The sequence below is a fragment of the Dictyobacter formicarum genome (genome assembly GCF_016587435.1).
The window spans coordinates 59,535-76,204 of record NZ_BNJJ01000005.1 but is presented as its reverse complement, the minus strand read 5'-3'; the positions used below and the strand labels follow the sequence as shown (position 1 = coordinate 76,204).

General features: G+C 51.5%; 16 protein-coding genes. 12 read left to right on the top strand and 4 right to left on the bottom strand.

Annotated features, from left to right (window positions below; translation table 11 throughout):
- The first annotated feature begins 4 nt into the window (after positions 1-4).
- Genes JMI88_RS10105 through JMI88_RS10090 form a run of 4 tightly spaced genes read left to right on the top strand, consistent with a single transcriptional unit; the run spans position 5 to position 4,156 of the window.
- On the top strand, positions 5-820 hold the full coding sequence (locus JMI88_RS10105; protein ID WP_201361706.1) for an ABC transporter ATP-binding protein: 816 nt from the start codon (positions 5-7) through the stop codon (positions 818-820).
- A gap of 51 nt (positions 821-871) precedes the next feature.
- Positions 872-1,708, top strand: a complete 837-nt coding sequence (locus JMI88_RS10100; protein ID WP_236022890.1) for an ABC transporter permease — start codon at positions 872-874, stop codon at positions 1,706-1,708.
- A 52-nt stretch (positions 1,709-1,760) separates the two neighbouring features.
- On the top strand, positions 1,761-2,756 hold the full coding sequence (locus tag JMI88_RS10095) for an ABC transporter substrate-binding protein (protein WP_201361705.1): 996 nt from the start codon (positions 1,761-1,763) through the stop codon (positions 2,754-2,756).
- 50 nt (positions 2,757-2,806) lie between these two features.
- A complete protein-coding gene (locus JMI88_RS10090; protein ID WP_201361704.1) occupies positions 2,807-4,156 on the top strand; it encodes an LLM class flavin-dependent oxidoreductase in 1,350 nt (449 codons plus the stop codon).
- Positions 4,157-4,474: 318 nt separating this feature from the next.
- Here JMI88_RS10090 and JMI88_RS10085 read toward each other — a convergent pair whose 3' ends face one another.
- Positions 4,475-4,834 carry a hypothetical protein gene (locus tag JMI88_RS10085; protein WP_201361703.1) on the bottom strand — a complete coding sequence of 120 codons (360 nt, stop codon included), beginning with the start codon at positions 4,832-4,834 and terminating at the stop codon, positions 4,475-4,477.
- Between the two features lie 81 nt (positions 4,835-4,915).
- Between JMI88_RS10085 and JMI88_RS10080 the strand changes: the two genes are divergently transcribed.
- The 7 genes from JMI88_RS10080 (at position 4,916) to JMI88_RS10050 (ending at position 11,073) form a co-directional block, all read left to right on the top strand.
- Positions 4,916-5,200, top strand: a complete 285-nt coding sequence (locus JMI88_RS10080) for a MerR family DNA-binding transcriptional regulator (protein WP_201361702.1) — start codon at positions 4,916-4,918, stop codon at positions 5,198-5,200.
- 257 nt (positions 5,201-5,457) lie between these two features.
- Positions 5,458-5,730 (top strand): metal-sensing transcriptional repressor, encoded by a 273-nt coding sequence (locus tag JMI88_RS10075; RefSeq protein WP_201361701.1) that lies wholly within the window; start codon positions 5,458-5,460, stop codon positions 5,728-5,730.
- Positions 5,731-6,007: 277 nt separating this feature from the next.
- A complete protein-coding gene (locus JMI88_RS10070; protein WP_201361700.1) occupies positions 6,008-7,333 on the top strand; it encodes an Nramp family divalent metal transporter in 1,326 nt (441 codons plus the stop codon).
- Positions 7,334-7,738: 405 nt separating this feature from the next.
- Positions 7,739-9,085 carry a DUF190 domain-containing protein gene (locus JMI88_RS10065; protein WP_201361699.1) on the top strand — a complete coding sequence of 449 codons (1,347 nt, stop codon included), beginning with the start codon at positions 7,739-7,741 and terminating at the stop codon, positions 9,083-9,085.
- A 14-nt stretch (positions 9,086-9,099) separates the two neighbouring features.
- On the top strand, positions 9,100-9,453 hold the full coding sequence (locus tag JMI88_RS10060) for a DUF190 domain-containing protein (RefSeq protein ID WP_201361698.1): 354 nt from the start codon (positions 9,100-9,102) through the stop codon (positions 9,451-9,453).
- Positions 9,454-9,487: 34 nt separating this feature from the next.
- Entirely contained in the window at positions 9,488-10,108 is a 621-nt protein-coding gene (locus tag JMI88_RS10055) for a cation efflux transmembrane domain-containing protein (protein WP_201361697.1), read from the top strand.
- Positions 10,108-11,073 (top strand): sodium:calcium antiporter, encoded by a 966-nt coding sequence (locus tag JMI88_RS10050; RefSeq protein ID WP_201361696.1) that lies wholly within the window; start codon positions 10,108-10,110, stop codon positions 11,071-11,073. Before JMI88_RS10055 ends, JMI88_RS10050 begins: the two co-directional genes overlap by 1 nt.
- Before the next feature lie 236 nt (positions 11,074-11,309).
- Here JMI88_RS10050 and JMI88_RS10045 read toward each other — a convergent pair whose 3' ends face one another.
- From JMI88_RS10045 to JMI88_RS10035, 3 genes are all read right to left on the bottom strand, one after another.
- Complete coding sequence (locus JMI88_RS10045) at positions 11,310-12,980, bottom strand: type 2 periplasmic-binding domain-containing protein (protein WP_201361695.1); 1,671 nt, start codon at positions 12,978-12,980, stop codon at positions 11,310-11,312.
- 103 nt (positions 12,981-13,083) lie between these two features.
- Positions 13,084-13,953 carry a carbohydrate ABC transporter permease gene (locus JMI88_RS10040; RefSeq protein WP_201361694.1) on the bottom strand — a complete coding sequence of 290 codons (870 nt, stop codon included), beginning with the start codon at positions 13,951-13,953 and terminating at the stop codon, positions 13,084-13,086.
- Complete coding sequence (locus JMI88_RS10035; RefSeq protein ID WP_201361693.1) at positions 13,953-14,939, bottom strand: ABC transporter permease; 987 nt, start codon at positions 14,937-14,939, stop codon at positions 13,953-13,955. The genes JMI88_RS10040 and JMI88_RS10035 overlap by 1 nt, the downstream gene beginning before the upstream one ends.
- A 344-nt stretch (positions 14,940-15,283) precedes the next feature.
- Between JMI88_RS10035 and JMI88_RS10030 the strand changes: the two genes are divergently transcribed.
- Complete coding sequence (locus tag JMI88_RS10030) at positions 15,284-16,315, top strand: LacI family DNA-binding transcriptional regulator (RefSeq protein WP_201361692.1); 1,032 nt, start codon at positions 15,284-15,286, stop codon at positions 16,313-16,315.
- Positions 16,316-16,670 lie beyond the last annotated feature (355 nt).

Below are 16,670 nucleotides of genomic sequence, written 5' to 3'. Positions count from 1 at the left end.
GAAGTTGGGACAACAGGATACTGATCCAATAGTACAGGCGAAGCATCTCTATCTGGATTATGCACAAAGCAATACTGGTAGCGATCACGTTGCTGTGGTGAAAGATGCGAGCTTTTCTATCCAGCGCGGTGAGAAATTCGTGATTATCGGACCCTCAGGCTGCGGCAAGACAACGCTCCTCAAGGCCATTGGTGGTTTTTTAGAGCCACTACAGGGCGAGATACGCCTGAAAGGCGTGCCTGTAAACAAACCGGGTCCTGATCGCGCCTTTGTTTTTCAGGATTTCGAGCAACTTTTTGCCTGGCGCACTGTATTAGATAATATCGTCTACGCCTTACAGGTGACGAAGCGCATCCCTAAACAGGAGGCGATTAACAAGGCTCGCTCTTATCTTGAATTGGTCCAGGTCGCCCCGGCAGCCGATAAATACCCATATCAGCTCTCTGGTGGCATGAAGCAGCGTGCAGCCCTGGCTCGTGCTCTGGCTCTGGAGCCTGATATCTTACTCATGGATGAGCCATTTGGCGCTTTAGACGCAATCACACGCAACCAGCTGCAGTTAGAATTGAACGAGATCTGGAAGCGTACGGGCGTGACCATTGTGTTGGTGACGCACTCCATTCAAGAGGCTGTCTTCCTGGGAACGCACGTCATGGTCATGTCCTCCTCACCCGCTTTGATTCGTGAGGTCGTCGATACAAGCCATGCAGAAGAGTTTGGTAGCAAGGAGTTCGATGATATCTCGATGCACTTGCGTTCACAGCTTATTCGCCATGAAACGCGATCTGAAGGGATCGCGCAGCTCAGTGCTGTGGAATAAGCCAGATGTAGTGGTGTGCTTTGTTGCGTTAGTTATAGGAAGGAATCGTTTGTGAGCCTGTTACAACCAGCTTCCGCCAGGATACGCGAATTGGCGGTTACCGCGAAGGTACGTCAACTGCCAGTCTGGCTGCGTCAGCTATTGTTTGGCCTGATCATTATTTTTGTTTGGCAACTTTACGTCAGTTTCAGTGGCGCTAGCTCATTGCTTATCGCGTCGCCTCTTGCTACCTTACACGCCCTGTATGCCGATATTGCCAATGGTCAACTGGTCAGCGCAACGTTGATCTCATTACAAAATCTAGCTATCGGGATGGGAATAGGAATTGTCCTTGGCTTGATCCTGGCCTCGTTCTCGGCATTCTCCCGTTTAGGGCGAGACCTGCTGACTTTACTTACATCTGTCTTCAGCCCATTGCCCGGTATTGCCATCTTACCACTTACTATGCTCTGGTTTGGCCTGAATTCAGCTGCAATCATTTTTGTTGTTGTCTATGGTTCCATCTGGCCGATCTCTGCCAATACAGAGACAGGCTTTCGTACCATTGGCACCACGACCCGCATGGTCGCTCTGAACCTTGGCCTCAATCGCGTCCAAACTGTGCGAGATGTCTTCCTGCCAGCTGCACTTCCGCACATCCTATCAGGATTGCGCCTGGCCTGGGCTTTTGGCTGGCGTACAGTGGTTGGTGCCGAAATTGTTTTCGGCGTTGCAGGATCTAATGGCGGACTTGGCTGGTACATTAACAACGCACGCTACTTTCTCAATCCGCCTGCCATCTTCGCTGGTCTGGTCATTATTTCATTGCTGGGTATTCTGCTGGACGCGCTTTTCCAGTGGATTGAGCGACAAACCATAGTGAAATGGGGAATGAAGCAGGCCCAGTAATGCTCAGGCACTATTGCTTGTATTCATATTCTGTCGGAAAAGGAAAAACGTCATGATGAGCAAACGATATCGGCCCATGGCCTTACTGCTAGTTCTCCTGGTCTTATTTGTGAGCGCCTGCGGCAACGCAGCCAATGCAAATGGTGATGCGGGTGCACCTTCGTCTTTCACTATTGTCTATCAGCCTGGTCTTGGTTCAGTTACCTTCATCACCTTGAAATTACAAAAGACTTTAAGCAAGCAATTTCCTCACACAAATATTCAATGGAAGATCGTCAATAGCGGCTCGGCGGTACGCGAGGCGATCCTCTCTAATCAAGGACAACTTGGCTCGCTTGGTATCTCACCATTTCTGGTAGGCTGGGATCGAGGCATGGATTGGAAGGTGCTGCTTGCCACCAGTCGGAATGATACCTGGTTGGTCGCAAAGAATCCGCGCATTAAGTCCTTGAAAGACTTTGGACCTAACGACAAGATCGGTGTGGTGGCCCCTGATGCGCAGCAAGCTATTGTGCTACGGAAAGCGGCGCAACAGCAACTTGGCAACGCGCATGCTCTGGATAAAAATCTGGTGGCTATTGGTTCCGTCGATGGTGAGCAAGCACTGCTCGCTGGCCAACTTGCTGCCAATTTCGCAGGCTCACCTTTCCAGGAGCGCGAGGTTGCGGCTGGTGGCCACATCGTCCTGCATACTAATCAGCCCTTTGGTCCGGTTGGAACTGGTCTTATCGTGCTTCCCCAGAGCTTCTACAACCAGTACCCGGCATTTAGCAAGGCGGTCTACAAGGATCTTTTGGCCGCGACAACCTATGTTACCAACCATCATCAGGAGGCAGCGGAGTACCTTGCTCAGGATGCGGGCAGTGGGGGGAGCGGTTCAGTCAAGCAGTTCAAGGCTTTGATCGATAGTAAGTCGCTCGCCTTTGCGACGACCCCATCGGGTTTGATGGCCTATGCCACCTTCATGCAATCTATCGGACTGATCTCGAAGGTCCCCAGTTCTGTCAATGATCTGGAACTGCCGACTGTTACAGGCACTGGAAGCTAGACCCACGCATCCAATAAACACTATTTTTTAGCGAGAAGGAGATACTACCTGTGAGCACAAAAAAAGGTCAGCTCAAGCTAGGCGCATTCTTAATGAATACCGGCCATCACGTTGCCGCATGGAGGCATCCGGATGCCAGGGAGGATGGTGGTCTGGACTTTGTGCATTATCGTCATCTGGCTCAGACTGCTGAACGCGCCAAATTTGATATGGTCTTTCTGGCGGACGGTGTGGCCGTGCGCCGTGATCAAAATCCCGAATCTTTGAGCCGTTCGGGCCAGATCGTTCACTTTGAGCCGCTAACGCTGCTCTCGGCCCTGGCGGCAGTGACCGAACACATTGGCCTGGTTGCTACTGCTTCCACCACTTATAATGAACCGTATCATATTGCTCGTAAGTTTGCCTCGCTGGACTATTTGAGCCACGGCCGTGCTGGATGGAATGTGGTAACTTCCGCATCAGAGGCCGAGGCGCAAAACTTCAATCGCGAGAAGCATATGGACCATGCCTTGCGTTATGAGCGTGCTCGCGAGTTCTTACAGGTTACCATCGGGCTGTGGGACAGTTGGGACGACGATGCCTTTATCCGTGATAAAGAGTCTGGCATCTACGTTTATCCTGAAAAAGTGCATGTGCTCAATCATAAAGGCAAACACTTTTCTGTCCGTGGACCGCTCAACGTCGCGCGACCTCCGCAGGGATATCCTGTTATTGTACAGGCAGGTGCATCCGAGGATGGCCAGGACTTCGCGGCGTCCACTGCCGAGGTTATCTTTACCGCTCAACAGACGCTCGAAGAGGCTCAGGCTTTTTATGCGGGTATCAAAGGAAGGCTGGCTACATATGGACGTTCTCCTGATCAGCTCAAAATTATGCCCGGTGTATTCCCAGTTATCGGGCAGACTGAAGCGGAAGCAAAAGAGAAATATGATCAATTGCAGAACCTGATCCATCCAAAGGTAGGCCTGGCCCTGCTTAGTGGCAACCTTGGAGGCTTCGATCTCTCGGCCTATCCACTTGACGGTCCATTGCCAGAACTACCGGAAACCAACCTCAACAAAAGTCGCCAGAAACTGGTGACCGATCTTGCCAGGAGGGAGAACCTGACTATTCGCCAGCTCTACCAGGCAATCGCGGGTGCGCGTGGTCATCGCACCATCTGGGGCACTCCTGAGCAGATTGCCGATCAATTGGAGGAATGGTTTGTTAATGACGCAGCGGATGGCTTTAACATCATGCCACCCTATCTGCCAACTGGTTTAGATGACTTTGTCGAATTGGTTATTCCTATCTTACAACAGCGCGGCTTGTTCCGCACAGAGTATGAAGGTCGAACCTTGCGCGAGAATCTTGGCCTGACTCGTCCTGCTAGCCAGTTTGCGATACCCTCTTATGTATAAACTTTCCTAAAAAGCGTAGATGCTCTCCTAGAACCTGCCAGCTTTTGGCAAGAATGTGCTCTTCTAAAAAAACAGGGCCACAATTTTGTCTAGGAGAGCTGTTCCTCCCCAAATCTGTGAGCAAACGGCTCTTCAGACCAGCGGTCCAGTTCTCACAATCACGCAAGCTATGGCAACTGGCAAGCTTATGCATTGAAGGCATGAGCTTGCCTTAACAACGATTCATGAAGCAATGCTTTCTTACGACTGACAGGGCATCTTGTTCCCTGGCTCAAAAAGAAAGCATTGATCACATGCCTGATTTAACGCTCATCCGAGCTATGAGTGTTGCCAAGGGAGAGAGCCCTCAGTGGGCGGCACCCATCCCTCACTTTGGATGAATGACTTTACATCTTCGGCTCCACTAATTTTAAGCCAGATAGGCCCCTCATCTGGCTCAATTTCTAATATGAAGTGAAAGAATGGACAACAGAGCCGTTCGTAACGAAGAAAGGTCGCCACTGTTTGCAACATCTCTGTTTCATTGGGGAGCCGCCACGCATAGCCTGTAGAAAGTTCTTGTATCTCTTGCACGTTTGCAAAGATCCGTTGAGTATTGGCTTGATGCACCGGTCGAAGTTCTTGTGGAATGGCAGCGATGTTGCAAGCGAATACTGGCTCAGTAGGTTGGAATGACATTGAGAGAACCTCCAATGGTCTTGCATATTTTTCTGTTACCAGCATACAATTTCAAGTAAACTTGAAGTCAAGAGGAAACAGATGGAAGAACTCTCTATAGGGGAAGTGGCGCGTCGATCAGGTTTACGGACATCTGCTCTGCGCTACTACGAAAGTATGGGCTTGCTCCCTACTCCTCGTCGAATCTCGGGTGGGCATCGTCGTTATGACACCAGCGTGCTGGACCTCCTCAGAATCTTGCAGATGGCACAGCATGCTGGATGTACCATCGCGGAAATGCATCTGCTTGTGGCAGGCTTCTCCTCAGACATCCCGGCGAGCAAACGCTGGGAACACCTGGCTCAAAAGAAAACTTCTGGAAGTTGAGGAAGTTATTGCTCACGCTCAGCAGACCAAACGATTCCTGGAACGATTGTTACAATGTGGATGCCTTCGTTTAGAAGAGTGCCTCGAAACATACGAGAGCGAGGGATATTCACTCATCACGCGTGCCACCAGAAAGGATTTACGATAAAGCGGGTGCCTTCTCTTGACTGGTTTCGCCACTGTTGCTATGGTAAGAGTACCATCGTTCTATCCCCCCTGGGGGGAGGGCAGATGAGATGAGGAGAAAGGAGCGCCTTATGACGGGAGAGCAAGAGAAAGCGCGTGAAGATATCGCGAATCGGTTGGCACGCATTGCCGGACACGCAGCAAGTCTCAAACGTCTCTGGGATGAGGGACGTGAGAGCCGGGAGATGCTCACGCAGGTTGCTGCCGTGCGGGCTGCCCTCGATGCGGTTGGACGAGCCATTTTAGAGCAGGAAATTGATCATCAGCTGAGCCGCGCGCTTGTGTATGGAGTTTCTGATGAAGCAAGCAGAGCGTTAAAAGAGGCGCTTGACCGTCTTCTCTAAGAGCTTGAAAGGAGCAACTATATGGAGTCTGGCCGTAGCCGCCCTCCGAGTAGAAGGAGGGCCTACACCATGGCACCGGAGGAGTGCATTGAGACGAACTGATCACCAGAGCTCATAGGATCGTGACCTTCCTCTCGTTGATATGCTCGCGTCCGGTCGCAACTTGAACATGTGTAGATCTGGCTACACGCGAGCGAGTTGAGTAAGCGTTGTGCTGTCTGGCATGGATCTTGACGCATATGACACGACACGACAACGAGATAGGAGGAACTTCTTCATGAAGCACACCACACCCACGCGAAAAAAAGCTGAGTTGACGACACGGCCTCGCCGACCTCGTCCACCCCTGCTTCAGCGCGTACTTTTTTATCTGGGTATTTTTGGTCCAGGCCTCATTGCCGCTAACGCAGGCAACGATCCCGGCGGGATTGCAACCTACAGTAGTATGGGAGCACAGTTTGGCTATTCCATGTTGTGGGTGATGGTCATTTTGACCGTCGGGATGGGGTTGGTCCAGGAAATGTGTACGCGCATGGGAGTCGTGACGGGCAAAGGGCTGTCTGATCTGATTCGGGAGAACTTTCCTCTGCGCCTCACTGTCTTTATCATGTTTGTTTTCCTGCTGGCCAATGGAGGCGTGATCGTTTCTGAGTTCATTGGGGTTGCCGCCGCATTGAACCTCTTTGGCATTCCGTCCTGGATTGGAGCGCCATGCGGCGGCTTGCTCATCTGGTTGCTGGTGGCGCGTGGTTCCTACAAGCACGTCGAGAAAATCTTTTTAGCCTTAACCTTCGTCTTCTTTGCTTATATCTTTTCCGCTTTTCTCGCCAAACCTGATTGGGGCGCGGTGGCTGTTGGGACCTTCATTCCGACCATCCGGCCGAGTGGGAGCTATATCTTGATGATTGTGGCCGCCGTAGGTACGACAATTAGCCCCTACATGCAGCTATACGTGCAAAGTGCCGTAGTTGAGAAAGGCATTGGCATGCATGAGTACAGATATGAGCGCTTCGAGGTTTGGGTTGGTGCCATTTTCTCCAATACGATTGCCTTCTTTATTATCGTCTCGACGGCGGCGACCCTCTTTGTGGCGAGCCATGGCGTCGGTGTGCCTATTAGCTCGGCGGCAGAAGCCGCCCAGGCCCTCGCGCCGTTTCTCGGCATCTTTGCCAGTCGGGCGTTTGCCGTGGGAATGTTGGGAGCAGCACTGCTGGCGGCTGGTGTGTTGCCTCTTTCTACTAGTTATTCGCTCTCCGAAGCCTTTGGTTTTGAACGAGGAGTGGGACGAGCCTTTCACGAGGCTCCATTCTTCTGGGGGCTGTTCACGTTATTAATTATTCTTGGCGTGATTGTCGCTATGCTGCCAAATTTGCCCGTCATCCAAATACTGCTGAATCTTTATCTGTTGAATGGTCTCTTGCTTCCTATTATTCTCTTTGCCATTTTATATCTGGTGAATCAGAAACGGCTGATGGGCCGCTACACCAATCGCTTGATCTATAATGTGCTCTCTTATGCCCTGACGATTCTCGTGAGTGGACTTGCTGCCCTCTATCTGCTTACCCAGGTCTTGGGGTTCTTTGGTATTCAGCTGTTTCGATGAATGCGCATAACATGATCGTAGAAAGCCGAACATTTGGAAAGCCCTATCTGCTGATACGTATCCTTGACGCTCTTTATCGGGCTTGCGTATACTATACATAATAAAATAAATGAGGAGGGTGACACGCTCGCGATGAGGCTCGCGTAACGCCGGCATCGGCTAATAGCTTCTACGAACTCACATCAACAGGATGATTGTCATGGGCACATGTGAGCAGCGGTAGAAGCTTTTTTCTTGTTGAGAAACTACGGGCATTCTCTTGAAGCAGGCAATCTTTTATATTGCACGTGTGCTCCTGTCTCTGTTCGTGGGATTATCGAGAAGCTCAGAACTGCCATTTGGATTGCCTCAAGATATGCGTCATTCCTCAGATTGCCCGGCGCGCATGGGAAAGGAAAGGCCGGTATGAGTTTGCTGCGACATGGAAAAGCTCTGGCGCTGACCATCTACCTTGGTGAATCTGATCAATGGCAAGGAAAAAACCTCTACATCGCCATTGTCCAGCTTCTTCGTCAAGCCCGGTGCGCAGGCGCGACGGTCACGCGCTCTATCGCAGGGTTTGGCGCGGGTGAGCATCTGCATACCCAGGAGAAATTTCACCTGGTTTCAGATGCCACCGTTATCATTCACGTGGTAGATCGACCCGAACGCCTTCAGCGCTTGCTTCCGCAACTGGAAGAAATGCTCCAGGGAGGGCTCATGACCATTCATGAGGTTGAGGTCCTCAAGTATACCCATGCGCCCTCGCATGGCCTCTCCCGCAAGTTACCCGTGAAACAAATCATGGAGACATCTGTCGTGACTGTCTCACCGGAAACATCCGTGAATAGTTTGTTACCATTGCTTATAGACGCCCCTTTTCGTGCCCTTCCTGTTGTCGATGCGCAGCATCATCTGGTGGGCATCATCGGGACCCGCGATTTGATTGACGCCGATGTCCTCTCACTGAGGCGCGGCATTATTCGGACAACCCGCGAGATAGATCAAACGGCCCTGCACGCTCTTTCCCACCCAGCACCAACGCCTGAATTGACTGCCCGGGATGTGATGAACCGCCAGATCCGCACCATCTCCCCCGATGCATCTGCCAAAGAAGCCGCGCACCTCATGACGGAAACGCCAGTACGCGTCCTGCCAGTCGTCTCCTCGGATGGGAAGCTCCTGGGGATGCTTTCCCGTTCTGATCTCTTACAGTTGCTGATCACAAGTCCACTGGCAAGCACAGCGGAGGCCCATGATGAGCACACTGTCAGGCCGAGCCAACCACTGCACGCGGCCCCTGTGCAGCAACAACCGATCGGCGCTTTCTCGCTTGCGGTGGCTCCTACCGTCGAGGCACACCTGCCCCTCTCACAGGTGATCGATGCTCTGGTAGTCTCGCCCCTCAAGCGCGTCTTCGTCGTCAATGACCAGGGACAGGTACAGGGAGTCATCAGTGATATTGATATCTTGACCCGCCTTCACGAGGCCGAGCGCCCCGTGTTCTTGCGCTTGTTGCAACAATGGACACGGGGAGGGCAACCACAACGCCTGCCCTCTGGAGCGTTGCGAACAGCTCCAGGAAAAGCACGCATCGCAGCTGATGTGATGAACCCGGAGGTCATTACCGTCAATGAGACTACCACCGTACAGGACACGATTAAACGGATGATGGAGACACACCGGAAAGTGCTGCCGGTTGTTGATAGTCACCACCGGATACAAGGCGTCGTAGGACGTGCCGATGTCCTGCGTCTGGTCCTGGAAGGATAGAGGAAAAAAGACACATGACATCACCATTGTTCTCATCACATAGCAAGCCAGGAAAACGGATTCGTATTTTCCTTGGGGAAGCACAAGAGCACCGTGGGAAGCCGCTCTATCGACGCGTGCTTGAGGAGGCATACAGCCATACAGCCATTGCCGCCACGGTTGTGCGTGGCATTGAAGGCTTTGGGCCAGAGCACATTCTCTCCACAGATCGCTTTCCCGACCTGGCCGATAATTTGCCCATCGTTATTGACATCGTGACTCATGAGGAGCGTGCTGCGCCTCTGCTTGCCGCGCTTGATGAAATCGTCCTGCAAGGTATGATAACCACGACCCCCATTGAGATCCTCCTCTCTACAAAGAATGAATAATACAGAGAAACATGATAGATATGGGAGATTCCTTTTGAATAACACTATTCTTATAAAACGGGGCTTATTGCTCGAATACCTCACACTCAGTTGGAACGTCGTTGGCGTCGTCATCGTTATTGTCGCCGCTATTGCCGCTCGTTCTGTCGCCCTGGCCGGATTCGGGCTGGACTCACTAATCGAAATCTTTGCGTCTGTTGTCGTTGTCTGGCAACTTACCGGCGTCAATCAACAGCGCGAGCGTCAGGCGCTCCGCTTTATTGGCATCGCATTCATTGCCCTGGTCATCTATATTCTTGCGCAATTACTCTATACACTTCTCACAGGAACACATGCGGTCACCTCGATGGGAGGTATTGCCTGGATTACAGCTACTTTCATCGCTATGCTCCTCCTCGCCTTTGGCAAACGCATGACGGGGCAGCAATTGCAGAATGAAGTGTTATTGACAGAAGGGCGCGTCACGCTTATAGATGCCTATCTGGCAGGGGCTGTTCTGGTGGGATTGGTGCTCAATGCGCTCTTCGGCTGGTGGTGGGCCGATCCGCTCGCGTCTCTGGTGATTGTTTACTATGGTATCAGGGAAGCCTTCCATGCGCTGCGAGAGAGTGCGCAAAGCGGAGAGCAATCGCTTATTCAGGGAAAGGAGCACTAATGTTTCCTCTCCTTTTTACACTCGGGTTGCTGCTCATCGGGACCATTCTACTTCTTGCCGGGGCGGATTGGTTTGTTGATGGAGCGGGTGATCTGGCTCGCGCTCTGGGGGTTAGTGTGCTGATCATCGGCGTGCTGCTGGCCGGACTGGAACCGGAGGAGATGCTTACCGCCGCTATTGCATCGGCACGTGGCGCTCCAGGTCTTGCCGTCGGCAATGTCATTGGGACAAATGTCACCATCGTCACCGCGGCATTGGGCCTCTCCGCACTCATTTTTCCCCTGTCTATTGACCGGAGCGTGCGGCGACAAGCTTTCATTGCGACGCTAGTTTCGGTCATTCCCGTTGTGCTGCTCTTTCTAGGAAGCGTTACCCGGCTCGCAGGAATCCTCTTGTTGGTGATATTTGTTGGTTACACCGCGTTCCTCTTTCGGACAGATCAGGAGGCAATCAAGCAACGGGCCTTGTCCGAAGATGACGATGACGACGACCGTGACCAGGAGTGGCACTCGCGCCCACGCTTCTCCTGGAAGCCAGTTCTGCTGACCTTCGGCGGTCTGGCAGCCATGGCTGTGGGTGGTCCAGCCATAGTGGAAGGGGCCTTGAGGTTTGCGAGCCTCATTGGACTCAGTCAGGGGGCGGTCGGGGCAACCATTGTTTCGCTTGGGACGGGGGCCGAGATGATTGCACTAGGGGTGAGTGCAGCCCGCAAAAAACAAGCGGCTCTTCTGGTGGGGGGTATCCTTGGTTCCTTCGCCTATAATCTGCTTGTCACGCTTGGATTGGCTGCTACCATCCGCGCTCTTCCAAGAGACACTCATATAACATTGATCGCCTTATCCATTATGGTTATTGTGCACCTGATGCTTCTGGCTCTTGTCTGGTACGGGAAGATTCCTCGATGGATGGGGGCCTTCCTCGTGGGAATCTATATTATCTACCTTATTGTTGTTGTGCTAGCCTAAAGCTACGATAGACCACTTCGGCATATCATAAGAGATTCCTTCTATGTTTGAATAGGAGACGATCTCCTGATAATATCGCAAAGAGAAAGCGTTTGTGGTGATTCTAGGAATGGAGAATCACGCATAAGCTATCGTGCATGCCAGAATGCTGAGGGGACCTGCGAGATCACCTCAGCACACCCATAGAATGTTATCAACCTCTATGGTGTGCTGAGGGTGATCTCGCGCATCTATGTTTACAACTGCTGAGTAAATTCTTGCCGAACTTTGTCCCCTCCACTCTGTTGCCGATCTTTGATCCATTGATCCACTCCTGCGCTTACAGGCTCATCTCCTTTGATGATGCGCAAGAAATGGTCGCTGTCTATCTGGCTGAGCTTGGCTGATTGTAACCTGGCAGTCTCTGAAACCAGGTTGGTGGTCGGATCGTCGATGCCCATCTTGAGCAACTGGCGCTGGGTATTCTGAAGCGCGGGGCCTAAAGGTGGCTCATCGGGGTAGTAGAGAACCTGAGGTGCGTTGGCAATATAAGCCATATCTTGTATCTCGTTCTGGCCTCTATCACTGACCTTCTTTAAGCCATTTGGCCCCTTCTCGTTGTCCCAGCCATCAATGCCCAGCGCCAGGAACTGGCCCTCGACACTAAAGGTGGGAGCACAGAGATAATCGAGGATGCGCAGCAGTTCTTTGACGCGCCCACTATCTCCACCTTTCTGTATAGGAATGCTCGCGACCCCATAGTAACCACCACCTTTCCAGTGGACGGCTGCGCCGCCATCATACCCAAAAGGCGGCAAGATCACAACATCGGCTTTGGGATTGATTTTCTTTGCATTTGCACGCTGACCAGAGAGAGCTGTAAATCCATCCACATATGCGGCAAATTTGCCGCTCGCATGGTCGCTCTTGTTTTGTGCTTGCGTGGCCGTAAAGGAATCGGGATGGAAAAGGCCGGCATCCCAGAAGCGCTTAACAGTGGCTATTGCATCTTTGAATTGCGGCATCTCAATATAGTAGGTGAGTTTGCCATTTTGCATCCCCCACTTGTTAGGAAGGCGGTACATCTGGTAGAAGAAATCTCTGGTGGGGCTGATTGAGCCAAAGGCCCAGGTTTGCTGACCGTCTGGTTTGGCCTTTTGGATTTCTTGCGCCATCTTGAAGAATTCGTCGAGATTTTTAGGATCAGTTATACCCACCTTCTGCATCCAATCTCTGCGAATGCACAGGACTTCGCCAGCAGTTGAGCGGGGGCGGGGCACACCAAAAATTTTGCCAAAGCGCGACGAGTTCTTCCAGGCATCGGGTCCGATCTTTGCCAGATTGGGAAACTGTTTGCGGGCGCTTTCCGAAAGATAAGGGGTCAGATCGGTAAATGCCCCTTGCTTCACCGGTGTAATCAACGCAGGTGCACCATCGAGTCCCACGTAGAAAATATCGGGCACATCGCCACTGGCCAGCAAGGCTGTAGCCTTCTCCGGGTATGTATCGCTAGGGCCGAGCATCACTTGCCAGTCAACGTTCAGACGCTTGTTGAGCTCCCGCCAGTATTTGTTCTGACCATAAGGCGTGGGGGCGGGATGAAAGCTGATAGTAAAGGCTGTCACCTTGCCACCGTGACCCGGCACATATTGCACTGATTGTATAAGTGGTGGGGGAGCAGTATAAGCATCAAGAACGTTAGGATCATCTGATGGAAAATATGTTTTGCCGACCGAGGCATCCAACGTCGCCCTGGCATCCTTCTGTGACAGGGTGTTTACGTGCGTGGTTTTCGTTAGCGGCTGGTTATCCGATCCGCCGCAGGCTGCTAGCAGCACGCTACCGGTCGTCACAGTGCTCATCATCTGTATGAAGCGGCGACGGTTATATACACCACTCAGTTCGTCATGCTTAGACTGATTGTCCATTGATTCCTCCTCGTTTGCAAAGAAGATGAGATGAAAAGTCCCTATACCTCATTCCGTTGGAATAGGTACAGCCATAATCCCATATCATGAGCTGTCTGTTGGGCTAGCCTTTGATGGCTCCGGTCAGAACACCTTTGGCAAAGTGTTTCTGCAAGAAAGGGTAAACGATCAGAATGGGAATGATAGTGATAACTACCACTGCCATCTGAATAGTAATGTCGGGTGGAGCTACATCTGTGACTACACCTGTATCGGCTGGTATGGTGCCCTGTAAAATAATCTGGCGCATAACAATCGTGATAGGATAGAGCTGCGCATTATTGATAAAGAGCACAGCATCGAAGAAACTGTTCCACTGCCCAACGGCGTAGAAGAGAGATATAGCCGCCAGAGGAGCCTTTGAGAGGGGAAGCACGATGCTCCAGAAGGTACGCAGATCGTTCGCACCGTCCATTTTCGCGCTCTCCATTAGCTCTTGCGGCAAAGCCATAAAGAACTGACGCATCACGATCAGATTGAAGGGTGCGACGGCGCTCGGTATCACAAGCGCCCAGATGGTATCAATGAGGTGGAGTTCACGTACCACCAGATAGCGAGTGATCATGGTAGGCGCAAGCAGCATGGCGAGCAAGACCATCCAGAGCAAGACTTTACTACCAATGACATTCTTGCGGCTCAGGCCATATGCCATTGTGGTTGTCAATAGCATGCTGATGGCTGTTCCAAGCAAGGTCACCGTAATGCTGACAAGCAGACCTTGCACAACCGTCCCACCCTTGAGAATCCATTGATACGCCTCCAGAGTTGGATGAAGCGGAAAAATAATTAACCTGCCGCCCGCAACATCCGCATAGCTGGAGAGGCTGACTGCGAGAATGTAGACGAAAGGGAACAGCATAATCACGGCCAGCAGGAGCATGCTGATATAGAGTGCCCACCGGCTCAGAAAGCTAGAACGCTCCCAGGTTGGCATTAGAATAATCCCTCCTCTCCGAACTTCTTGACTAGCTTATTCGCAGCCCAGATCATAACGATGCCTATTACGGCTTTTGTTAGTGCTACGGCTGCAGAGTAGCCCCAGAGGCCGTTGATGATGCCACGGCTATAGACAAAGGTATCCACGACCTCAGCCACATCCATTGTAAAGCCTCCACGCTGGAGAAAGATCTGCTCAAAGCCAACGCTCAGGATGCTTCCCATACGCAGGATCAGCAGCATAATGATGATTGCGCGGATGCCTGGCAAGGTGATATGCCAGATCCTTCTCCATTTGCTCGCTCCATCAACCACCGCCGCCTCATAAAGCTCAGGTGTGATGCTGGCGATAGCTGCCAGAAAGATGATGGTACTCCAGCCGCTCTCCTTCCAGATTACCTGCAAGACGATCATCGGTTTGAAGAGTGCAGGATTGGTCATGAGGTCAACCGGTTTGCCTCCCATGCCGATGATGAGATGATTGATAAAACCATCGCCGCCAAAGATCTGCTGCCAGATGCTGACAATGATGACCCATCCTAAAAAGTGCGGAAGATAGAGGATGCTCTGTATGAAGCGCTTGAAACGCTCAGCTGGTATCGCGCTTAGCACGAGTGAAAGGACGATTCCTATCGGGAAGGCGAAGATGATTTGCAGCAGGCTAATGATAAGCGTGTTCTTTAGTACTACCAACACATCGGGGTCGCTGAATAATTGCGCGAAATTGGCAAGGCCAACCCAGGGGCTTTTGAAAATACCTAGATAAGGCGAATAGTCCTGAAAAGCTGTCACATTGCCGAGCAATGGAAGATAATAGAAAAGTAGAAAATACACTAGCCCGGGGAGGATCAGCAAATAGATCCAGCGGTCCCGCCAGATGAGTCGCCACGTGGATGACTTCGGCCTGCCTCTCACGTGATCTGCGGCAACGCGAGGCTCCTGGTCAGACCGCTTGTTCGTGGACTGTACAGTTGCGTCTGTCATATATCTCTCTCCTTTGGCAACAAGCCTTGTTGCCAGGAAATATATCTTGCATGTCTGCATTGACTACTCATATGCTGAATACATAAGCCGCAAAATCATTTCGCAATTTTTTGCAGATCACAAGGCGATGAAGTCATGTATTGTTGATCTGCTTTGAGAGAATGAGCATAGATAAACGGTTACGCCCTTTCGGAAAATTAACATATTTGCATGTAAAAGTCAAGTTTCATCAAATGCTTTGTTTGCCTTGAAAAGTATTGCAATTTTCTTGCAAAAAATGGTATATTTTTTCGAAAGGCTCTATACAAAAAGATGGGCCATCGAATCGAGGTTGGAGGATTGTTATGCACCATCACCAGGGGAGGCGACCGCGACAGGGCGAGATAGCGGTCGCGGCGGGCGTCTCAATTAGCACTGTTTCGCGTGTGCTGAATAATTCTGAGGGAATTAGTCAGACGCTGCGGGAGCGCGTACTGGCGGCGGCGGCTGACCTTGGCTACGAGGCCAGAGAAAGCACGCTTACGCAGATACATCTCCTGATGACCACAGGCACGTCCAGTAATGACCCCTTTCATACCGATATCATGAATAGCATCGAGGCTACTTGCCGCGAGCATGATATTCGCTTGACCCATACAGTGATCGGCTTTGATACTGATAAGGCGCAACGTGAGACGCTCTTAGAGCGTATAAGGCAGAATATTACCGATGGCTTTATTTTTATGGCTGTAGATGATCGCATCCTACTGGAGCAAGCTATGGGTCTGACCTCTCAGATGGTACTGCTTAATGCTGTGCACTGGAATCTCCAGGTTGATACGCTGCTGCCCGATAACGTGATTGGCCCCCGCCTGGCTGTGAACTATCTGACCGAGCGGGGCCACCGTGCGATTCTACACGCGACCGAGTTGAAGCGCAGCACCATTAAGAGCCGTTTTGCATCCTATCAGGCGGCATTACAAGAAGCAGGCATTCCTTACGATCCCAACCTGGTATTAGAGACGGCATTGGGGCCTGCCTGGGCCTATCAGCGCATGAAGGATTTCCTGGCAACTAAGTATCCTCCGTTTAGCGCGGTTTTCTGCGCAAATGACATGTCCGCGATGGGGGTTATTCGTGCTCTGCAAGAGGCTAACTATCGTATACCCCAGGATATTTCTATCATTGGTTACGATGATATTGAAACCGCTCCTTTTATCGTACCGCCGCTTACCACTATTCGCATTGATCGCGCTGCACTGGGAAGGCTGGCCGTACAGCGCCTGATCGAACGCAACGCCCACCATGATCTAACGCCGATACATGTAGAGCTTTTTTCACAATTGATCGAGCGCCAATCTGTAGCTCCCCTTAATGAGGCAAACATGGCAGATTAGCAAGCGGGCAAACATGGCAGATCCTTATACTCGCTTCGTTCTTATTTGCGCTGTGGCATCATTGCTAATATGGTAGGAAGTAGGAGGTTTATGTTGATATAGTGAATAAGTGTAACTCGGATGCGGCGATAGATCCGTAATCGCTCCTCTTCCGTCTGTTCGGCCAGTGGTTCATTTTCTACTGACCATATGTGACGCCGACCGGCGTTGGGAATAAAGGGTCATTGATCCGCAGCACCACTACATAAAACGATTCCCTCATCCCAATCAAGGTAAAAAGTGGTTCTGTTGTTTGCGGAGATAGAAGCAATGGCACAAGCGCTCATTTTGCCTGCGCCAACTCGATGGGCATTTT

Coding starts and splice junctions, on each gene's coding strand:
- JMI88_RS10070 (WP_201361700.1), top strand. CDS start 6,008: ATGAAGCACACCACACCCACGCGAAAAAAAGCTGAGTTGACGACACGG.
- JMI88_RS10045 (WP_201361695.1), bottom strand. CDS start 12,980: ATGGACAATCAGTCTAAGCATGACGAACTGAGTGGTGTATATAACCGT.
- JMI88_RS10095 (WP_201361705.1), top strand. CDS start 1,761: ATGATGAGCAAACGATATCGGCCCATGGCCTTACTGCTAGTTCTCCTG.
- JMI88_RS10080 (WP_201361702.1), top strand. CDS start 4,916: ATGGAAGAACTCTCTATAGGGGAAGTGGCGCGTCGATCAGGTTTACGG.
- JMI88_RS10075 (WP_201361701.1), top strand. CDS start 5,458: ATGACGGGAGAGCAAGAGAAAGCGCGTGAAGATATCGCGAATCGGTTG.
- JMI88_RS10030 (WP_201361692.1), top strand. CDS start 15,284: ATGCACCATCACCAGGGGAGGCGACCGCGACAGGGCGAGATAGCGGTC.
- JMI88_RS10065 (WP_201361699.1), top strand. CDS start 7,739: ATGAGTTTGCTGCGACATGGAAAAGCTCTGGCGCTGACCATCTACCTT.
- JMI88_RS10040 (WP_201361694.1), bottom strand. CDS start 13,953: ATGCCAACCTGGGAGCGTTCTAGCTTTCTGAGCCGGTGGGCACTCTAT.
- JMI88_RS10050 (WP_201361696.1), top strand. CDS start 10,108: ATGTTTCCTCTCCTTTTTACACTCGGGTTGCTGCTCATCGGGACCATT.
- JMI88_RS10085 (WP_201361703.1), bottom strand. CDS start 4,834: ATGTCATTCCAACCTACTGAGCCAGTATTCGCTTGCAACATCGCTGCC.
- JMI88_RS10035 (WP_201361693.1), bottom strand. CDS start 14,939: ATGACAGACGCAACTGTACAGTCCACGAACAAGCGGTCTGACCAGGAG.
- JMI88_RS10060 (WP_201361698.1), top strand. CDS start 9,100: ATGACATCACCATTGTTCTCATCACATAGCAAGCCAGGAAAACGGATT.